Consider the following 18,009-nt stretch of genomic DNA (forward strand, 5'->3'; position numbering starts at 1 on the left):
TTACTTTCCTTGGGTCTGATTGGCGGGGGCGCTAGCCCCGGTGCGGGTGAAAGTCACGATAATTGGACGGTCGTTGTTGTCGGCGCCGACGGCAATCGGCTTGGTAAGGATCTCGGCGTTCGCGCCCGGCAGGGCGACCGACACGGCCTTGCGCTGGTTGATCGCGGTGTTGAGCGTGTCGCCCGGTCCCAGCTCGAAGCGGCCAAGGAAGCCGCGGACCAGCTGCGACGGGAAGCGATAGGCTTCCGCATCCTTGCGGTCGGGCGTGCCTTCGCGCTGCGCATCGAAGCTGAAGGTGATGCTGTCGAGCGCATCGGCAGTGGCGCCCTGGGCGTCGAAGCCAGCGTTCACTGTCACGGCCTTGGGCTTCTCGGGCAGCGTCATGCCACCCTTGGCGTCGAAGCCCTTGTTCGTGGTGACCTCGACCTTGTAGCCAAGCTCGTTCGCCGCCGCGACGACTGCCTTGGGATTGGCGAACATCTGCGCCCAGCGCTCCGCCATCACCTTGTCGGCATCGGGCGCGCGCTGCGCGGCGGCGGCAGCCTGCTGCTCGTTGTGCGAGGGATCCTGCGCAGCCCCGCAGCCCGCGAGCGGGGCCGCGGCCACGATCAGCAGGAGGGGGTACGCAGCCTTCATCAGAGCGCCTCGGCGCCCGAGATGATCTCGACGAGCTCAGTGGTGATCGCTGCCTGGCGCTGGCGGTTATACTGGGTGTTCAGCCGCTTGATCAGGTCGCCGGCGTTGCGCGTGGCATTGTCCATCGCGGTCATCTTCGAGCCCTGCTCCGACGCGGCATTCTCGCGCATCGCGCGGAAGAGCTGGATCGCGACGTTGCGCGGCAGCAGGTCGGCGAGGATCGATTCCTCGTCGGGCTCATAGGTGACGGCGGCAGGCGCGGCCTGGCTCGGCTGGGTGTCCGCCGGGACCGAGGCGGGCGAGATCGGCACGATCTGCTGCGCGGTCGGCTCCTGGGTGAGCACCGACTTGAAGTTCGAATAGAAGAGCGTCGCGACGTCGAACTCGCCGGCCTCGTAGCGACCGATGATGTCGTCGGCGAAGGCGCGGGCATCGGCGAAGCTCAGCTTGCCGAGATCACCCGGCTCGATCGAGTGGACGATGCTCTTCGGGAACAGGCGGTTGAGTGGCGCGCGGCCCTTGCGGCCGATCGTGTAGATCTTCACCGTCTTGCCCTGCGCGATCAGCGCTTCGGCATGGCGGCGGGCAAGGCGGGCGATGTTGGTATTGAACGCGCCGGCCAGGCCCTTGTCCGACGTGGCGACGACGAGCAGATGCACGTCGTCCTTGCCGGTGCCGGCGAGCAGCTTGGGCGAGTTCTCGCTCACCGTCACCTTCGAGGCGAGGCTGGCGACGACGCTCTCGAGGCGCTGCGCATAGGGGCGCCCGGCCTCGGCCGCTTCCTGCGCGCGGCGCAGCTTCGCGGCGGCGACCATCTTCATCGCCTTGGTGATCTTCTGGGTCGACTTGACCGAGTTGATCCGGATCTTGAGTGCCTTGAGGCTTGCCATTTAGGTATTCCGAGCAAGGGCCAGACGGCCCGCGAGACCAACGAATGCGACGCCCAGCACGCCCTCGATCCAGCGCATCGCATTGCTCTGCTTCGCCGCGCGGCCCGCACGGGCGGCGACGAGAGCAATGCCGGTGAGCCAGAAGCCGCCCAGCACATAGGGCACTGCGATCAGCAGCGCGCCCTTGAGCGGGGCATCGGGGCCGGTGCCGACGAACTGCGGCAGGATGGCGAGGAAGAACAGCGCGACCTTGGGATTGAGCGCGGTGGTGAGCAGCCCCTGCCAGAAGGGCTTGCCGAGCGCCGGCGCCTCAGCGGTGACAGGTGCCGGGCGAACCGCGCCGCGGATCAGCTTGTAGCCGAGCCAGGCGAGATAGATCGCACCGGCGGTCTTCACCACCGTGAACAGCGCCGGGAAGACGGTGAGCACGGCGAGGAAGCCGAAGCCGCACAGCGCCATGTACCACAGCCCACCGAGCACCACGCCCGAAACCGCCGAAAGGCCGGCCCGCACGCCTCCCCGCGCCGCGTGACCCGCGACGAGCATGGTGTCCGGCCCGGGCGTCAGCACGAGGCCGACGCTGAGCAGCGTCCATGCGAGGAGGGAGTGGTCGGCCATCGGCGCTGCGATCAGGCGAACGTCTTGGCGAACGCTTCGAGCGCGGCCTTGAGCTTCGCCTTCGAATCGTCCGAAAGGTCCTTCGAATCGCGGATCGCCTTCAGCACATCGGCATGGTTCGCGCGCAGATCGGCGAGCATCGCCGCTTCGTAGCGGACCACGTCCTGCACCGCGACGGCATCGAGGAAGCCCTGGGTGCCGGCGAAGATCGAGGCGGTCTGCTCCTCGAACGGCAGCGGGTTGAACTGCGGCTGCTTGAGCAGCTCGGTCAGGCGCGCGCCACGGTTGAGCAGCTTCTGCGTCGAGGCGTCCAGGTCCGAGCCGAACTGCGCGAAGGCAGCCATTTCGCGATACTGGGCGAGGTCGAGCTTGATCGAGCCCGAGACCTTCTTCATCGCCTTGGTCTGCGCGGCCGAGCCGACGCGGCTCACCGACAGGCCGACGTTGATCGCCGGGCGGATGCCGGCGTTGAACAGGTCGGTCTCGAGGAAGATCTGGCCGTCGGTGATCGAGATCACGTTGGTCGGGATATAGGCCGACACGTCGCCCGCCTGCGTCTCGATGATCGGCAGCGCGGTCAGCGAGCCGCCGCCGTTCGCGTCCGACATCTTGGCCGCGCGCTCGAGCAGGCGGCTGTGCAGGTAGAACACGTCGCCCGGATAGGCTTCGCGGCCCGGCGGGCGGCGCAGCAGCAGCGACATCTGGCGATAGGCGACGGCCTGCTTCGACAGATCGTCGAACACGATCAGCGCGTGCATCGCGTTGTCACGGAAATACTCGCCCATCGCGGTGCCGGTGTAGGGCGCGAGGAACTGGAGCGGGGCGGGATCCGATGCGGTCGCGGCGACCACGATCGAATATTCCATCGCGCCATTCTCTTCGAGCGTACGGACGAGCTGCGCCACGGTCGAGCGCTTCTGGCCGACGGCGACATAGACGCAGTAGAGCTTCTTGCTCTCGTCCGAGCCGGCGTTGACCGTCTTCTGGTTGATGAAGGTGTCGATCGCGACGGCCGACTTGCCGGTCTGGCGGTCGCCGATGATCAGCTCGCGCTGGCCGCGGCCGACGGGAACGAGCGCGTCGATCGCCTTGAGGCCCGACTGCATCGGCTCCGAAACCGACTGGCGCGGGATGATGCCCGGTGCCTTCACTTCGACGCGGCTGCGCTTCTCGGCGACGATCGGGCCCTTGCCGTCGATCGGGTTGCCGAGGCCGTCCACGACGCGGCCGAGCAGGCCCTTGCCGACCGGCACGTCCACGATGGTGCCGGTGCGCTTGACGACGTCGCCTTCCTTGATCTCCGAGTCCGACCCGAAGATCACGACGCCGACATTGTCGGCCTCGAGGTTGAGGGCCATGCCCTGGATGCCATTGGCGAACTCGACCATCTCGCCGGCCTGGACATTGTCGAGGCCGTGGATGCGCGCGATGCCGTCACCGACGCTGAGCACCTGGCCGGTCTCGGAGACCTGGGCCTCGGAGCCGAAATTGGCGATCTGGTCCTTGATGACCTTCGAGATTTCTGCGGCGCGGATATCCATTGTCTTAGCCTTCAGCCTTTCATCGCGTGCGCGAGGGAGTTCAGTCGGGTCTTGATCGACGAATCGATCATCTGGCTGCCGATCTTCACGACCAGCCCGCCAAGGAGCGAGGGATCGACCGAGAGGTCGATGGCCACGTCACGGCCGATGCGGGTGCGCAGCTGCTGCTTGAGCGCATCGACCTGAGCGGTGGAAAGCGGATGGGCCGAGGTGACTTCGGCCGTCGTCTCGCCGCGGTGCGCGGCGGCGAGCTGGCGGAAGGCCCGGATGATCGCGGGCAGCTCGCCAAGGCGGCGATTCTGCGCGAGCACGCCCAGGAAGTTCGCGGTGGTGCCGTCGAGCTTCAGGCTCTTGGCCACCGAAGCGACGGCGTTGGCGGCGGCGGCGCGCGCCACGAGCGGACTGGTCGTCAGCGCCTTGAAGTCGGCCGATTCGTTGAGCGCCTTGGCGACGGTGGCGAGGCTGTCCTCGACCTTGGCCAGCGCCTTCGAATCACGCGCGAGCTCGAACAGGGCGGTAGCGTAGCGTCCGCTTAGGCTTGCCTGGATACCGGCGGAATTCTCCACGCGTTTCGGTTCCTCTCGGAGGTTCGGGTTTCGGCCCCATACGAATTGGGGGCCGAACTGCGCGGCCCCCTATGGGTTGGCGCGCGACTAGCATCGGTGTCACGGGGATGCAACCCGAGTCCGATTCCGCCCTCTGACGGGATCGCTAACCGGCGGCTGTTTCCGGGGCGTGTACCGAATCGTTTCACATGGTAAACAAGCGTTCGTCATTCGATTGGGGGGAATGCGAAGATGAAGAAGCGAATCCTGGGGGCGATCGGTGTTGCCGCGCTGGCGGCGGGGATTGCCCATGCCGAAATTCTGGAAATCACCGGCGAGTTCGCCGCGCCGAACCGTGAGGCGAGCCTGTTGCGCTCGATTTCGATCGACCGGATCGACGGGCAGGACGGTGCCGCGCTCGAGCGTGCGATCGAGCAGGGCCTGTCGAGCACGCATTTCGATCTGATGGGCGGGCGCACCGGCCGCTCCAATGCGGAGGGCTCGCTGAGCGGCGGGGTCACCACCGGGGTGGACGAGCGACCGTTCAAGAAGAATGAGAAGCGCTGCCTGGAGAAGGACAGCGCCAACCAGAACAAGTGCGTGCGCGAAGGCTATGTCGAGCTGCGCTGCCGCCGCCGCACGATCAGCGTGAAGGCGGACCTGCGGCTGGTGCGCAACCGCGACGGCCGCATCGTCTATTCGGCGAGCAAGCCCTTCACCCAGGACACCAGCTGGTGCGAGGGGCAGAGCGCCCCAGGCCCGGTCGAGGAAGTGATCGCCGACGCGGTGCGCAGCCTGGGCTATTCGGTGCGAAACGACATCGCGCCGACCATCTCCACCTATTCGATCCGCGTGCGCGAGAGCGACAAGGGGATGAGCAAGGAGCAGTCGAAGCGCTTCAAGGAGCTGGTGAAGCTCACCAAGCGCGACGTGCGCGGCGCCTGTGCCGGCTGGGCGGCGCTGGGCAACGAGCTGCCGCATCACCCCTCGCTTGCCTTCGACCTGGGCCTCTGCGCCGAGCAGGCGGGCGACTATGCGCGCGCGCTGCAATATTACCACGCCGCCTCGCGCGCGGGCGCGAGCGAAGGACGTGAAGGCGCCGACCGGGCGGTGCGGCTGATCGCCGGCAAGGAAGACGCCGCGATCCGCGCGCGGCGGCGCTAGCGCGCGCTTGCCCATGGCACCGGCCGGCTTATGATCCGCCGGCCGGCGTCATGCCGCGAGAGGGGGAAGATGATCCGCACGATTTTGGCAATGCTGGCGCTTGCGGTGGCGAGCCCGGCTTTCGCCCAGGCGCAGCAGACCGAGCGCTTCGAGGTGACCGGCGTCGAGATCAGCTTGCCGACGCCCAAGGGATTCTGCCGGCCGCAGGGCCAGGCCGCGATCGTCGCGCAGCTGACCGCCGCGAGCGACGATAGCAACGTCACCAACCTGACGCTGTACCGGTGCGGCGACGAAAGCGAATTCCTCGACTATTACATCCTGAAGACCACCAAGACGCTGCTCATGCTCAGCATCTCGCGGGCGGACTTCATCGCGGGCGTCGTCGAGTCGCTGGACGATCCGGCGGTCAAGGCAGCGGTGGACCCGGCCAGGATCAATCCCGAGATCGAGCGCAACCTCGACACGCTTTTCGGGGTGAAGGGCAAGATCGGCGGCGAGATACGCTGGCTCGGCCATGACGACAGCTGCGTCTATCTGGGCGGTGTGATGCGCTTAGAGTCGCAGGGCGGCGTCTATACGCGGGCAGTCAGCGGGTGCATGACCGCAGTGGGCGGACGGGCGGTCAACCTCTATCGCTACAGCGCCGGCGAAGCGGCGAACGTCACCAAATATCTGCCCGAGCTAAAGGCGATGGCGCTGTCGATGCAGGGCGCCCCCGCACATTGATTGGGCCGCCCCGGCGGAGCGGCTCAGCCAATTTCCTCAGCGGCCGCGGCCGCCACCCTGGCCCTGACCGCCCTGGCGCTGGCCGCCATTGGTCGGGCGGGGCTGCCACTTGCGCTTGGGGCGCGCATAGTTGCGGGGCTGCTCGCCCTGCGGCGCGTCGAAGCGGCGCGGACGCGGCTCGCCCGAAGCGGCCTCCGGACGCGGCGCCTGGCCGTCGCGGCGCGGCTGCTGGTCGCCCCGTGCACGCCCATCGCCCTTGCCGTCGCGCTGACCGCCGGGGCGGCCGCGCTGCGGCTGGCCCGGACGGCGGCCGTCGCGCTGCATCGCGCGGCCGTTGCGGCCGTTCTGCTCGTCGCGGCTCGGCGCGACGTTGACGCGGCTCGACTTGATCTTTTCGGCCGCGGCGACGAAGCCCTCGGGCAGCGGCACCACGGTGAGCTTCTGGCGGATCAGCCGCTCGATGTCGCGCAGATAGGGCCGCTCGTCATCGGCGCAGAAGCTGATCGCGACGCCGTCATTGCCGGCCCGCGCGGTGCGGCCGATGCGGTGGACATACTGGTCCGCCACATTGGGCAGCTCGAAGTTGAAGACGTGGCTGACGCCCGACACGTCGATGCCGCGCGCGGCGATGTCGGTGGCGACCAGGATCTTGACCTTGCCGGCGCGGAACTCGCCCAGCGCGCGCTCGCGCTGCGGCTGGCTCTTGTTGCCATGGATCGCGTTGGCGGCGATGCCGTTGCCCGCGAGCAGACGGACGACGCGGTCGGCGCCGTGCTTGGTGCGGGTGAATACCAGCGCGCGATCGATCTCGATCTCCTTGAGCATCATGGTGAGAAGCGCCTGCTTCTCCTGCTGCTGGACGAAGGTGACGCGCTGCTCGACGCGCTCGGCCGTGGTCGCCTCGGGGGTGACCTTCACTTCGACCGGCTCCTTGATGAACTGGCCGGCGAGCTCGCGGATCGTCTTCGGCATGGTTGCCGAGAAGAACAGCGACTGGCGCTTGGCGGGCAGCTCGCGGACGATGCGCTTGAGCGCGTGGATGAAGCCCAGGTCCATCATCTGGTCGGCTTCGTCGAGCACGAAGATCTCGAGGCCCATCAGGATCGCGTAGCACTGGTCCATCAGGTCGACGAGGCGGCCCGGCGTGGCGACGAGGATGTCGACGCCCTTGGCGAGGTCGTTCTTGTTCTTGTGGATCGACGTGCCGCCGAAGATGGTGGCGACGCTCAGGCGCGTACCCTTCGAATAGTGGCGTGCCTGGTCGGCGATCTGGCTGGCGAGTTCGCGGGTGGGGGCGAGCACCAGCATGCGGCAGCCGCGCGGCTGCGCGCGCTTGCCCGACGCGACCAGCCGGTCGATCGAGGGAAGCATGAATGCGGCGGTCTTGCCGGTGCCGGTCTGGGCGATGCCGAGCAGGTCACGCCCTTCGAGCAGCGACGGGATCGACTTGGCCTGGATCGGCGTCGCCTCGCTATAGCCCTTGGCGGCAAGCGCGGCGAGAACGGTCTCCGAGAGACCGAGTTCGTTGAACTGCATTATATATCCTGTGCATACGGCCGGGCGCACCGGATGCAATCCAGGCGCAAGGCGGGGTCAAAAATGACGACCCGCGTGACTAGGGAAGCCGGTAAATCAATCGAGGCGGAGCCTGGGCCCTTGGATCAAATCCGCATGCCCGATCACGCTGCCATTACGCCTCGGATGGCGGCCATATGGCGATGAAATGCTTTTCCGTCAAGGAAGCGGGGATTCCTGCCCTGTCCATATGCGATCAACCCCGAAGCGGCGCGGAGGGGGAAAGCGCGCCGCTCCGGGGTTCCGGGGGCGTCAGCCCCCGTTCGCGAGGCCGGCATATTCGCGCGGGCGGAAGCCCAGTCGCACGGCTTCGAGCTGGCCGTGGAGCGCGGGGTCCTGATAGGCGCAGCGGCCGTCCATCTGGGTGGGGCACAGCGCCGGCACGGCCTTGTCGAAGATCTCGGCGATCAGCGCATCGTCCATCGCCCGCGCCGCGAAGCTTTCGTAACGGATGTCGATCAGCCGGGCGAGCAGCAGCGGCGTCACCCAGGAGGTGGTCGGCGCGGTGATCGGCTCGAGCGAGAGGCCGAAGCCGTCGAGCATCAGCAGCGGCGTGGTGTTCCAGTCATAGGGGCGCTCGGGCAGCACGCCGGTGTTGAGGAAGATGTCCGCATCGGCGCGCGCCGGATAGATCGGGAAGCCGCCGATCCCGCCGCGGCCGCTGGCGTCGAGGTTGGAATCGAACACCGCGAAATAGCCCGCGCGCATCCGGTTGGGATATTGCGGCAGCTTCTGGTCATAGGGGGCGTTGACCAGCCCGTCATTCTCGATCGCGGCATGCGCGGTCATCACGCCCGGCGTGGCGAACAGCGCGGTGTAGATCGGCGCATAGGCGGCGAGCTTGTCGCGCAGCACTGCCTCGGCGGGGATCGCGGTGCCGCAGGCGGCGGCCCAGCCGCTGCGGATCACGTCATAGCTGTGCCCGGCGCTGTAGTTGACGAAGCGGACATTGTTGGCGCGCATCAGCGCGACGAGATTGGTCGCGGCGGTCTGCGCCGCCGTGGTCAGCCGGGTCTTGGCCGCGGCGCTGCCCGAGGCGTCGCAATAATCGGCATGGGCGATGTCCTCCAGGTCGATCTTGTCGAGCAGCACCAGCGGCTGGGCCGGGTTGGTGTCGGCGATCAGGCGGAAGACGGTGGCGCCATGCCCGACATTGTCGAGCAGCAGCGTCGGATAGGCGCGATACGCGGCTTCGGCGACCGTCCGGATCTGGTCGGTCGGGTCATATTCGGCGAAGGCGAAGCGATCGAGCGCATTCCACAGCGATGTGGGCACGTGCCAGGTGGTGGCCAGCGGCGCGGCGGTGCCGCCCGCGCCCAGCCGGTAATGGCCCTTGATCCGCTTGCGGAAGCGGATCGCGGCATCGGGCAGGCGCGGCAGGTCGTCGATCACCAGGATCGCCTCGCCACTGTCCGGGTTCATCGCAAAATCCTCGGGGCGATAGGGCTGATCGGTGAAGCTGCAGCCGGCGGTGCCCGTCTTGAAGCAGGTGTCGGCCAGCATCTCTGCGCGCGCCGCGGCGATACGCTCGGCCAGCGGGCCTCCGACAGGCGGGGGCGTCGGCGTGGGGGTTGGCGTCGGCACCGGGGTGGGCGTCGCCGTGGGGGTCGGCGCCGGGGCGGGGCCTGTTGAACCACTGCCGCCGCTGCACGCGGCGAGCAGCATCGGCAGGATCAGGGGTGCGTGGCGCAGGAAATGCTTCTGGGTCATGCGACCTGGCTAGAGCGATGACACATTTTGTGCCAATAGCCGTTTTTGCATGGGGTAGAGCCAAGAGTTATACTGTATTAATACAGCAATACACTTGCGCCATTTCCATGCCCGGCGCAGGCGCGCGGACCGGCGGGCGCCTGCCGCCCGTTGCGAACATGAAATTAATGCCGGCAGACTCGTTCGCAAAGCACTCGTTAACGCATGCCCGATTAGGCTCGGGGCGCCTTCCAAGGAGCCCCAAATTGCTCGTCGCCAAGCTTGAGATTCTCGGAGATATCGACCGCCGCGGCGCGATCCGGTTCGATGCGGATTCGCCCTCGACCCTGCGCGCGCCCGATGGCGAGCCGTTCGACGTCCAGGTCGAGGATTTCTCGCGTACCGGCTTCCGCTTCTCGTCCGAGCTCGATCTGCCGGTGGGCACGCTCGTCTCGCTCGGCCTGTCGGGTGCCGGATCGCGCGCCGCCAAGGTGGTGCGCCGCTCGGGCAACACCCATGGCTGCGCCTTCATGAAAGCGCTGACCGAGGAAGAGATCGCGCATGCCTTTCGCGGGCAGGAGCATGTGCTCGCCGATCTCTCGGCTGCGCTCGCCGCGCGTTTCGGCGTCAAGCCGGCGCCCAAGCCGACGATCCCGCCGCTGCGCCGGCTGATCAAGCGCCCGGAGCGCGAGGACTGAAATCCCTCTCCCGGTAGGCGAACCAGTCGAAATCGGCGTGGAGCCCCGCGCCGGACATGTCCTGGCATGCCATGCCGATGAACGCCCCGGTGAAGTTGGCCATGCCCGGCGAGCTCGCCTCGTCCGAGAGGATCGAGGCGTCGAACTGCTCGGCGAGCCATTGCCAGTCGCCGCCCGGCACCCGCCAGGCGAAGCATAGCCGCTCATAGTCGACCTCGCAGCGCAGCTCGACCGGCCCCTCGGGGATCGGGATCGGCGCAGTGAAACTGTCCGCCTGGGGCGAATCGGGCAGCGCCGACATCACCCGGATGTGGCGGCCATTTTCCTCGTCACGGCTAACGTGGAGGTAGTGGAACTTGGAGGCGTTGTAATACGCCACCAGCCCGGCGGCCTGCTGGAAATGCTGCGGCGCATAGTCGAGCGCGCATGAGGCCGAATAGCAGAATGCCTGTTGCCGCCGCGCGATCAGAGCCTGGGTGAACAGGCTGCCGATCGTCTCGCGGCCATGGAGCCGTAGATGCCCTGGCCGGGCGGTGAGGCTGAAGATCGTCTCGGGCTCGGGGGTGCGCAGCCATTGGAAGTCGATCGGCAGCGCCGGCGTGTCGAAATCGTCCTTCGTGTCGGCTGGCGCGCGGCCCTCGGGGCCCGGCACTTCGAGCATCGGCATGCCTTTTTCGCCCGTCGTGTAGAGCCAGCCGTCCTCGCCCCAGCGCATCGGCTGGATCGCGGTCTCGCGCCCCAGCACGCAGCGCCCGCGATTGGGCAGCGGCCGCCCGCACAGATAGACCAGCCAGGGCTCGCCCGAAGGCGTCTCGACCAGATCGGCATGGCCGGCGCGCTGGAGCGGGGCATCGGGGCGGGTGCGGCTGGAGAGGATATAGGTGTCGGGATGGAGTTCGTACGGCCCGGTGAGGCTGCGCGCACGCGCCATCGTCACCGCGTGGTTCCAGCCGGTGCCGCCCTCGGCGGTGAGCAGATAGTACCAGCCGTCGCGCCGGTAGAGATGCGGTGCCTCGGTGAGACCCAGCGGTGTGCCGGGGAAGATGTTGACCCGCTCGCCGATCAGCTTCTGCGCCTCCGGCGAATATTCCTGCGCGACGATTCCGGCGAAGCGGTTGCGGCCCGGGCGATGGTCCCAGAGCATGTTGAGCAGCCACTTCCGGCCGTCGTCGTCATGGAAGAGCGAGGGATCGAAGCCGCTCGAATTGAGGCGGATCGGATCGGACCAGTCGCCGTCGATCGTGTCGCAGGTGACGAGGTAGTTGTGGAAGTCGCGCAGGCTCGCGCCCGATGCACCCCCCACAGTGGTTCGGCCATAGCGCTTCACATCGGTGTAGATCAGGTGGAAGCGCTCGCCATCGTGCGAAAGGCACGGCGCCCATATGCCGCAGCCGTCCGGATCGCCGCGCATGTCGAGCTGGGCAGCGCGGTTCAGCGGCCGCGAGACCGGCGTCCAGTTCGCCAGGTTCCGGCTGTGGTGGATCTGCACGCCCGGGAACCATTCGAAAGTCGAGGTGGCGACGTAGTAATCCGCGCCTACGCGGACGATCGAGGGATCGGGATTGAAGCCGGGCAGGATGGGATTGCGGGTCATGCGGGCTTTCGTACCAGCGTCCAGAGCATTGCGGCGGCGACCAGGTCGAGCAGGCCGAGCGCGATGAAGAAGGGCGCATAGCCGATCGAGGCGACGAGGCTGCCCATCAGCAGCGAGAAGATCAGGATCGAGGCATTGGCGCAGGTGCCCGCCATGCCGGCGACGGTGCCGAGCTCGTCGCGGCGGAACAGGTCGCTGGCCATGGTGATCACGGTGACCGACAGGGTCTGGTGCGCGAAGCCGCCGAGCGAGAGCAGCGCGACCGCTGCCCAGGCGCTCTCGACGAACCCGACGAACAGCATGCCGGTCATCAGCAGCGCGCCGAGCGTGAAGGTCCAGCGGCGCGCATCGATCAGGTCGATCCCGCGGCGCTGGAGCCAGAGCACGACGCTGGGGCCGAACAGGCAGCCGAGATCGGCGGCGACGAAGGGCAGGAAGGCGGAGATGGCGATCTCGCCCAGGTCGAAATGGCGGACCTTCACCAGATAGAGCGGCAACCAGAACGTCAGCGTGCCCCAGGTCGGATCGGCGAGGAAGCGCGGGATGGCGATGCCCCAGAAGTTGCGCTGCCGGAGGATCGATCCGATCGAGGGCCGCGTGCCCGCCGCCTGCACATGCGCTTCCTGGCCGGCGAGGATATGCGCGCGCTCCTCGTCGCTGATGTCGGGATGCTCGGCGGGGCTGCGATAATAGCGCAGCCAGAGCAGCACCCAGAACAGCGCCAGCGCCCCAGCGACGAAGAAGGCCGCGCGCCAGTTCCACATCCAGATCGACCAGGCGACCAGGGGAGCGGCCAGCGCCGATCCTGCCGAGGCGCCGAGATTATAGATGCCGCCGGCAAGCCCGCGTTCCTTCGCGGGAAACCATTCGGAGACGACCTTGAGCCCGCCGGTGTGCGAGGTCCCCTCGGCGAAGCCGAGCGACCCGCGCAGCCCGAACAGCATCTGCCAGTTGAACGCCAGCCCATGCGCCATGGTCAGCAGGCCCCAGCAGCTCGCGAAGATGGCGAGGCCGGTACGCAGCCCTATGGTATCGAGGATATAGCCGACCACCGGCTGGAGCATCACCCCGGCCTGGAAGGCGGCGGTGATGTAGCTGTACTGATGCTCGTCGATGCCAAGGTCGGGCATGAACACCGGCGCGGCGACCGCCAGGGTGGAGCGTGTCAGATAGTTCACGATCGTGCCCAGCATCACGATCGCGATGATCCACCAGCGCAGGGCGCGCGTGCGTCGCCAGAAGGACATGGCTCTCTCCCGCGGGTGTCGTTGCCCCGTTAGCGCTAACGGTGACGGGTTTGGGAGCGGAGGGCAAGGGTGGTTTGTATGAGTTATTTCTCGCCCTAAACCGTCGTCCCGGCGAAAGCCGGGATCTCGTGCGGCTCCTTTCCCGCGCCGTCGCCTGAGATCCCGGCTTTCGCCGGGATGACGATGTGGAGGGTTTGACCGCAAACCCCGGGATGTGGTGCGTCCGCGATGCGCCTATATCCCTTCCCATGACGCACGCACTCTCCCTTTCCGAAGATGCGGCCTGGGCCGCCTTCGAAGCGCGTGACCGCGCGTTCGACGGGCGCTTGATCGTCGCGGTGACCACCACCCGCATCTATTGCAAGCCGACCTGCCCGGCGCGGCGGCCGAAGCGCGAGCATGTCGAGTTCTTCGACGATGCCGAGGCCGCGCGGGCGGCCGGCTACCGCGCCTGCCTGCGCTGCAAGCCCGACGAGGTCGGCCGCGACCGGATCGCGGTGGCCCGGGCAGTGGCGCTGATCGAGGCGGCGGAGGAAAGCGTCTCGCTCGAGGATGTCGCCGCCGCTGTCGGCTATGCGCCGCATCATTTCCACCGGCTGTTCAAGCGTGCCACCGGCGTGACTCCCGCCGCCTATGCCCGCAGCCTCAAGGCGAAGCGCGCCGCCGCGGCGCTGGATGAAGGCAGCGTGACCGAGGCGATCTACGAGGCCGGCTATTCGGCGCCCAGCCGCTTCTACGAAACCGCCAATGCCCGGCTCGGCATGAGCCCCAGCGTGTGGAAGCGCGGCGGGGCGGGGGTGACGATCCGCTGGACGGTGGCCGAGACCAGCCTGGGCCCGCTGCTGATCGCGGCGACCGACAAGGGGCTGTGCCGGGTGGCATTCGACGAAAGCGCGCTCGATCTCGCTACGCGCTTCCCGGCGGCGGAGATCGTCCAGGGCGGCGCGGCACTGTCGGCGCTGGCGGCGCGCGTCGTCGCCGAGGTCGAGAGCCCCGGGCGCGACACCGATCTGCCGCTCGACGTGCAGGGCACTGCCTTCCAGGAAGCGGTGTGGCAGGCGCTCCGGGCGATCCCGCCGGGCGAGACGCGCAGCTATGCCCAGCTCGCCGCCGCGGCCGGCAACCCGGGCGCGGTGCGCGCGGCGGGCACCGCCTGCGGCGCCAACCATGTCCCCGTGATCATCCCCTGCCACCGCGCTTTGCGCTCGGACGGCAGCATGGGCGGCTATGCCTATGGCGTCGATCGCAAGGCGGCCTTGCTCAAGCGCGAAGGAGCGGAATGATGGGCTATGTGATCGCGGGGATCGATCCCGCACCCTTCCGCCATCTCTATGGCCTGTCCGATGCAGCGCTCGCCGCCGAGCAGGTGGTGCGCATGACGGTGACGGCGAAGCCCGATGCGCCGTGCCGGGTCGAGCTGGTCGATGTCGATCCGGGCGAGACGGTGCTGCTGGTCAACCATGAGCATCTGCCGGTCGCCACGCCCTATCGCAGCGCGCATGCGATCTTCGTGCGCGAAGGCGCCGAGATGCCGGCGCGGTTCGATAACCGCGTGCCCGAGCCGCTGGCGATCCGCCTGCTCTCGATCCGCGCGTTCGACGATGCGGGGATGATGACCGATGCCGATGTCGTGGAAGGCTGCGAGCTCGAGCCGCTGATCGCGCGCATGTTCGAAGACCCGGCGGTGGCCTATCTCCATGTCCACAATGCCCGGCGCGGCTGCTTCGCGGCGCGGGTGGATCGGGCCTGATCCGTCACCCCGGCGAAAGCCGGGGTCTCAGGCGAAGGCGCGGCAAGAGCCGCACGAGATCCCGGCTTTCGCCGGGATGACGTTACTTGGCAGCCGCAGCCGGCGTTGCGCTGGCCGTCTCTTCCGGGCCCGCCGCCGTGCAGCGATACACCAGCTTCTCGTTATAGACCGGCGGCAGCGCGGTGCGGATCGATGCCTGCTGGGTCGCCAGCTCGGCGCGCTTGGCCTGGTCCGACGAGCATTCCTTGAGCGGCACGCCCTTCCGCAGCGCGCGGGCCTGCTTCATCTGGTCCGACGAGAGCAGGTAGCGCGTGTTGGTATAGGTGCCGGTGGCCGGGTCGAAATCGAGCACCGAGACATTGGCTTCCTGATCGGGCACCAGGATGCGCTGCCAGTGCGAGCCGCCCTCCGCCTCGGCATATTGGGTGCGGCCGTTGATGCAGCCATCGGCGCCGACGTCGAGATCGACCTTGTCGGTGGCGGTGACGATCACCCGGCTGCGCCCGGGCACGAGCGTGCAGACCAGCTTGCCCTGCGCCACCGCCGGTGCCGCGCCGGTCGCCGATGCCTTGGGCACCGCCAGCACCGAGGCTTCGTTGAAGCTCGGCCGGCTGAGGAACATCACCACCGCGGCGAGCATCAGCACGCCGCCGCCCGCCGCTACCCAGATCGCCTCGCGCTTGCGGTCGCGCGAGAGCAGCAGCCCGCCGCCGCCGACGGTGAGCGCGCCGAGCACCAGCATCAGCGCCGCGCCGGCCATGAAATTCTCGCGCGAGGAGGCCGCCCGGCTGCGCGCGTCGGCAACCGCGTCCTCGCGCTCGGCCGCGGCCTTGGCGGCATTGGCGCGGGTCAGCTCATCGGCTTCCAGCCGCGCCTTCTCGTCGGCATCGCGCTCCTGCGCCATCTGCTCCTCGACCGAGGTGCAGGGCACGTCGACGGTGCTCACCGGCTGCTTGGCCTCGGCCAGGAAGGCGAGGAGTTCGCTGTCGGCAATGGCGAAGGCGAAGGTCGAATCCCCTTCGTCATTGTGCGTGATCGCCGAATTGACGCCGAGCACGCGGCCGCAGCGATCGAGCAGCGGCCCGCCCGAATTGCCGCGCGCGATGCTGGCATTGTGGACGAGCACGCTGACGCTGCCGAGCTTGCGGAAGCCCGAGAAGCCGCCCTGCGAGCGCACCGGCGATTGCGGGGTGATGAAGTCAGCTGCCGAGCGGGCGGTGGCAACGTCGACATTGCCGGGATAGCCAAGCGCAATCAGCGAGTCGCCGTCGGAGATCTTGCCGCCGAACAGCGTGAGCGGGGGCAGGCGCACGCCGGTGAACTCGATCAACGCCAGGTCGCGCGCCTGGTCGATCTTGATCACCTTGCCCTGGTACGACTTGTCGCCTTCCGAAGGGACGACGCCGATCACCACATTGTCCGGGTAGCGCGAGGCGAGCTCGACGACATGCGCGTTGGTGACGACCCGGTTCGGGCCCACTGCGAAGCCGCTGCCATGGCCGAAGCCGACCACTTCGTCGTCGACCACCGCGATCGTGACGATGCGCACCACGCCGCGTGCCGAGGCGGAGATGTCGTCGGCATATGCCGGCCCCACCCACGCGAAGAGCAGCGCCACCACCAACAGCAACCGACGCATCATCGAACCCGAACCCTTTGTTTCTGGCCTTCAGCTTTCGGGCAAAAGCCGGCCGGGTTCAAGCGGCTGGCGGCGCGGATTCCCTTCGGGAGCCCGCGCCGTGCCGGCTTCAGTCGGTCTTCTTCTTGTTCTTGGCGTCTTCCTCGGCCTTTTTCGCCTTGGCCTCGGCATCGGCGATCACCTTCAGCGCCGCGTCCTTGCCGCCGCTGTCCATCGCCTTGAGCACATTGAGCGCGACGTTGTTGGCCGCGTCCGGGTGCGGGCCATAGGCGATCTTCTCGAAGGCGATGCGCGCGCCGGCGAGATTGCCCTGCTCGAGCAGCACCTTGCCCACCCGGGCGCGCAGCCCGTTGTCGAACGGGGCATAGCTATAGGCGCCGATCAGCCCGTCCTGCGCCACCTTGGGCACCGGCTGGCCCGCCTCCCCGAAGCTTTCGTAATAGAGGATCAGCGGCTGCGGATAGCCGGGATCGAGCTTGTTGGCCTTGATGAACCAGCCGCGGATCGCCTTCCAACGCGCCGCGTCGGTCGATTTCTCGGCCTTGGCGATCTCCTGCTGCGCCATGCCCTTGTAGAGCAGTGCGTGGATCGAACCGGGATCGGCGGCGAGCGCGCGGTCCGCCGCCGCTTCGGACGCGGCATAGTTCTTCGCGTCGAACTCGGCCTCGGCCAGCTCGTTCTGCGCGCCCGAATCGTTCGGATAGGCGGCCGCGGCCTGGCGCGCCCAGCCGATCACCATCTTGGCGCGCTCCTCGTCGACGCCGCGCGTCGACCACATCCGCGCCTTCATCGTCGAGGCTTCGCCCGCGGTCAGCTTGCGCAGCGTCACGTCGCCCACCTGCACCTTGCCCGCGGGCACGGTGATCGTCGGCAGCGAGGCGCGCGCGCCATAGGCGTTGAGCTTGGCGTCGAGCTGGCCCAGGCTGCCGAACGCCTTGTTGGCCTCCTCCACCGATTTGCCTTCGTTCAGCGCCTGGATATAGCTGGCCAGCTCCTTCGAATGGCCGCCCAGGATCGTATAGTGGGTGAGCAGCCAGCCGCGCCCGTAGAGCGTCTGGGTGTCGATCTCCTTGTCCTTGGGATCGAGCTGCAGCATCCGCTCGGCCGGCATCTGCGCGACGCGATCGATGCCATAGGCGCGGTATTCGGGCGCCTTGCCGATCACCAGCGTATCGTCGCCGGTGCGGTAAAAGGCCGTGCCGACGAATTCGGCAAAGCCTTCGACGAACCATTTCGGAAAGACCACGCTCGGCCAGCTCGAGAACATGAAGCTGTGCGCATATTCATGCTGCAGGATCGTCTGCGCATCGAGCGCGCCGTTGCCGTCGTCCTTGGGCACGAAGGCGATCGGACCGGTGGCGCGGCCTTCGAACCAGCCCGCCGGGCCCGAACGGCCATAGAGGCGCTGCAGCTCGTTGACGTTCGCCAGCACATAGACGTGCACGCGCATCATCGGGCTCAGCGGCTTGTCCGGCGTGCCCGTGAGGAAACGCAGCGTCTGGTCGAACCGTTCGAGCCGGGCGGTATAGGCCTTCAGCTTGTCCGGATTGTCGTCCGAATAGACGACGAAGTGCTTGGAGCTCGCCTCATACCATTCGGCATGGGCGAGCGACGGCGCCAGCAATAGCGACGCAGCGAGCAAAAAACGGCGAACCATGTGTCTTCCCCCGACAAGTATGACCGAAGTCTAGGACTTG

16 protein-coding genes are annotated in these 18,009 nt (G+C 67.8%); 5 read left to right on the forward strand and 11 right to left on the reverse strand.

All coding sequences use genetic code 11. From position 1 onward, the window contains the following. From P6144_RS13945 to P6144_RS13965, 5 genes are read right to left on the reverse strand one after another with little or no spacing between them, the layout of a single operon-like run. Positions 1-636, reverse strand: coding sequence for a hypothetical protein (locus P6144_RS13945; protein WP_277768361.1), 636 nt, complete (start codon positions 634-636; stop codon positions 1-3). Next, entirely contained in the window at positions 636-1,526 is an 891-nt protein-coding gene (locus P6144_RS13950; protein WP_277768362.1) for a F0F1 ATP synthase subunit gamma, read from the reverse strand. The genes P6144_RS13945 and P6144_RS13950 overlap by 1 nt, the downstream gene beginning before the upstream one ends. After that, a complete protein-coding gene (locus P6144_RS13955; RefSeq protein WP_277768363.1) occupies positions 1,527-2,144 on the reverse strand; it encodes a LysE family translocator in 618 nt (205 codons plus the stop codon). Between the two features lie 11 nt (positions 2,145-2,155). Next, on the reverse strand, positions 2,156-3,685 hold the full coding sequence (atpA, locus tag P6144_RS13960; RefSeq protein ID WP_277768364.1) for a F0F1 ATP synthase subunit alpha: 1,530 nt from the start codon (positions 3,683-3,685) through the stop codon (positions 2,156-2,158). 11 nt (positions 3,686-3,696) lie between these two features. Next, complete coding sequence (locus P6144_RS13965) at positions 3,697-4,251, reverse strand: F0F1 ATP synthase subunit delta (RefSeq protein WP_277768365.1); 555 nt, start codon at positions 4,249-4,251, stop codon at positions 3,697-3,699. A gap of 231 nt (positions 4,252-4,482) precedes the next feature. Between P6144_RS13965 and P6144_RS13970 the strand changes: the two genes are divergently transcribed. Next, on the forward strand, positions 4,483-5,394 hold the full coding sequence (locus P6144_RS13970; protein WP_277768366.1) for a hypothetical protein: 912 nt from the start codon (positions 4,483-4,485) through the stop codon (positions 5,392-5,394). A 69-nt stretch (positions 5,395-5,463) separates the two neighbouring features. Continuing rightward, entirely contained in the window at positions 5,464-6,120 is a 657-nt protein-coding gene (locus P6144_RS13975; RefSeq protein WP_277768367.1) for a hypothetical protein, read from the forward strand. A 36-nt stretch (positions 6,121-6,156) separates the two neighbouring features. Here P6144_RS13975 and P6144_RS13980 read toward each other — a convergent pair whose 3' ends face one another. Beyond that, positions 6,157-7,656: a DEAD/DEAH box helicase gene (locus tag P6144_RS13980; RefSeq protein WP_277768368.1), complete on the reverse strand. Its 1,500-nt coding sequence runs from the start codon at positions 7,654-7,656 to the stop codon at positions 6,157-6,159. Between the two features lie 291 nt (positions 7,657-7,947). Continuing rightward, a complete protein-coding gene (locus tag P6144_RS13985; RefSeq protein WP_277768369.1) occupies positions 7,948-9,405 on the reverse strand; it encodes a hypothetical protein in 1,458 nt (485 codons plus the stop codon). Positions 9,406-9,650: 245 nt separating this feature from the next. On the opposite strand from P6144_RS13985, the gene P6144_RS13990 reads away from it, so the two are divergent. Next, positions 9,651-10,082 carry a PilZ domain-containing protein gene (locus P6144_RS13990; protein ID WP_277768370.1) on the forward strand — a complete coding sequence of 144 codons (432 nt, stop codon included), beginning with the start codon at positions 9,651-9,653 and terminating at the stop codon, positions 10,080-10,082. Here P6144_RS13990 and P6144_RS13995 read toward each other — a convergent pair. Together P6144_RS13995 and P6144_RS14000 are read right to left on the reverse strand one after the other, a co-directional pair. Next, the gene (locus P6144_RS13995; protein ID WP_277768371.1) at positions 10,057-11,676 is read right to left on the reverse strand and encodes a glycoside hydrolase family 43 protein; all 1,620 of its coding nucleotides are present in this window, start codon (positions 11,674-11,676) and stop codon (positions 10,057-10,059) included. The genes P6144_RS13990 and P6144_RS13995 overlap by 26 nt on opposite strands. Then, entirely contained in the window at positions 11,673-12,923 is a 1,251-nt protein-coding gene (locus P6144_RS14000; RefSeq protein WP_277768372.1) for an MFS transporter, read from the reverse strand. Before P6144_RS14000 ends, P6144_RS13995 begins: the two co-directional genes overlap by 4 nt. Positions 12,924-13,171: 248 nt before the next feature. On the opposite strand from P6144_RS14000, the gene ada reads away from it, so the two are divergent. Further along, positions 13,172-14,206: a bifunctional DNA-binding transcriptional regulator/O6-methylguanine-DNA methyltransferase Ada gene (gene ada / locus P6144_RS14005; protein ID WP_277768373.1), complete on the forward strand. Its 1,035-nt coding sequence runs from the start codon at positions 13,172-13,174 to the stop codon at positions 14,204-14,206. Then, positions 14,203-14,673, forward strand: a complete 471-nt coding sequence (locus P6144_RS14010; protein WP_277768374.1) for a DUF1203 domain-containing protein — start codon at positions 14,203-14,205, stop codon at positions 14,671-14,673. Before ada ends, P6144_RS14010 begins: the two co-directional genes overlap by 4 nt. An 82-nt stretch (positions 14,674-14,755) precedes the next feature. On the opposite strand, the gene P6144_RS14015 is transcribed toward P6144_RS14010, so the two are convergent. Together P6144_RS14015 and P6144_RS14020 are read right to left on the reverse strand one after the other, a co-directional pair. After that, positions 14,756-16,315 carry a serine protease gene (locus P6144_RS14015; RefSeq protein ID WP_347275822.1) on the reverse strand — a complete coding sequence of 520 codons (1,560 nt, stop codon included), beginning with the start codon at positions 16,313-16,315 and terminating at the stop codon, positions 14,756-14,758. Between the two features lie 106 nt (positions 16,316-16,421). After that, complete coding sequence (locus P6144_RS14020) at positions 16,422-17,969, reverse strand: hypothetical protein (protein WP_277768375.1); 1,548 nt, start codon at positions 17,967-17,969, stop codon at positions 16,422-16,424. Between the last annotated feature and the right edge of the window lie 40 nt (positions 17,970-18,009).

This window comes from Sphingomonas sp. HITSZ_GF, from assembly GCF_029543155.1.
Classification (GTDB): Bacteria; Pseudomonadota; Alphaproteobacteria; order Sphingomonadales; family Sphingomonadaceae; genus Sphingomonas.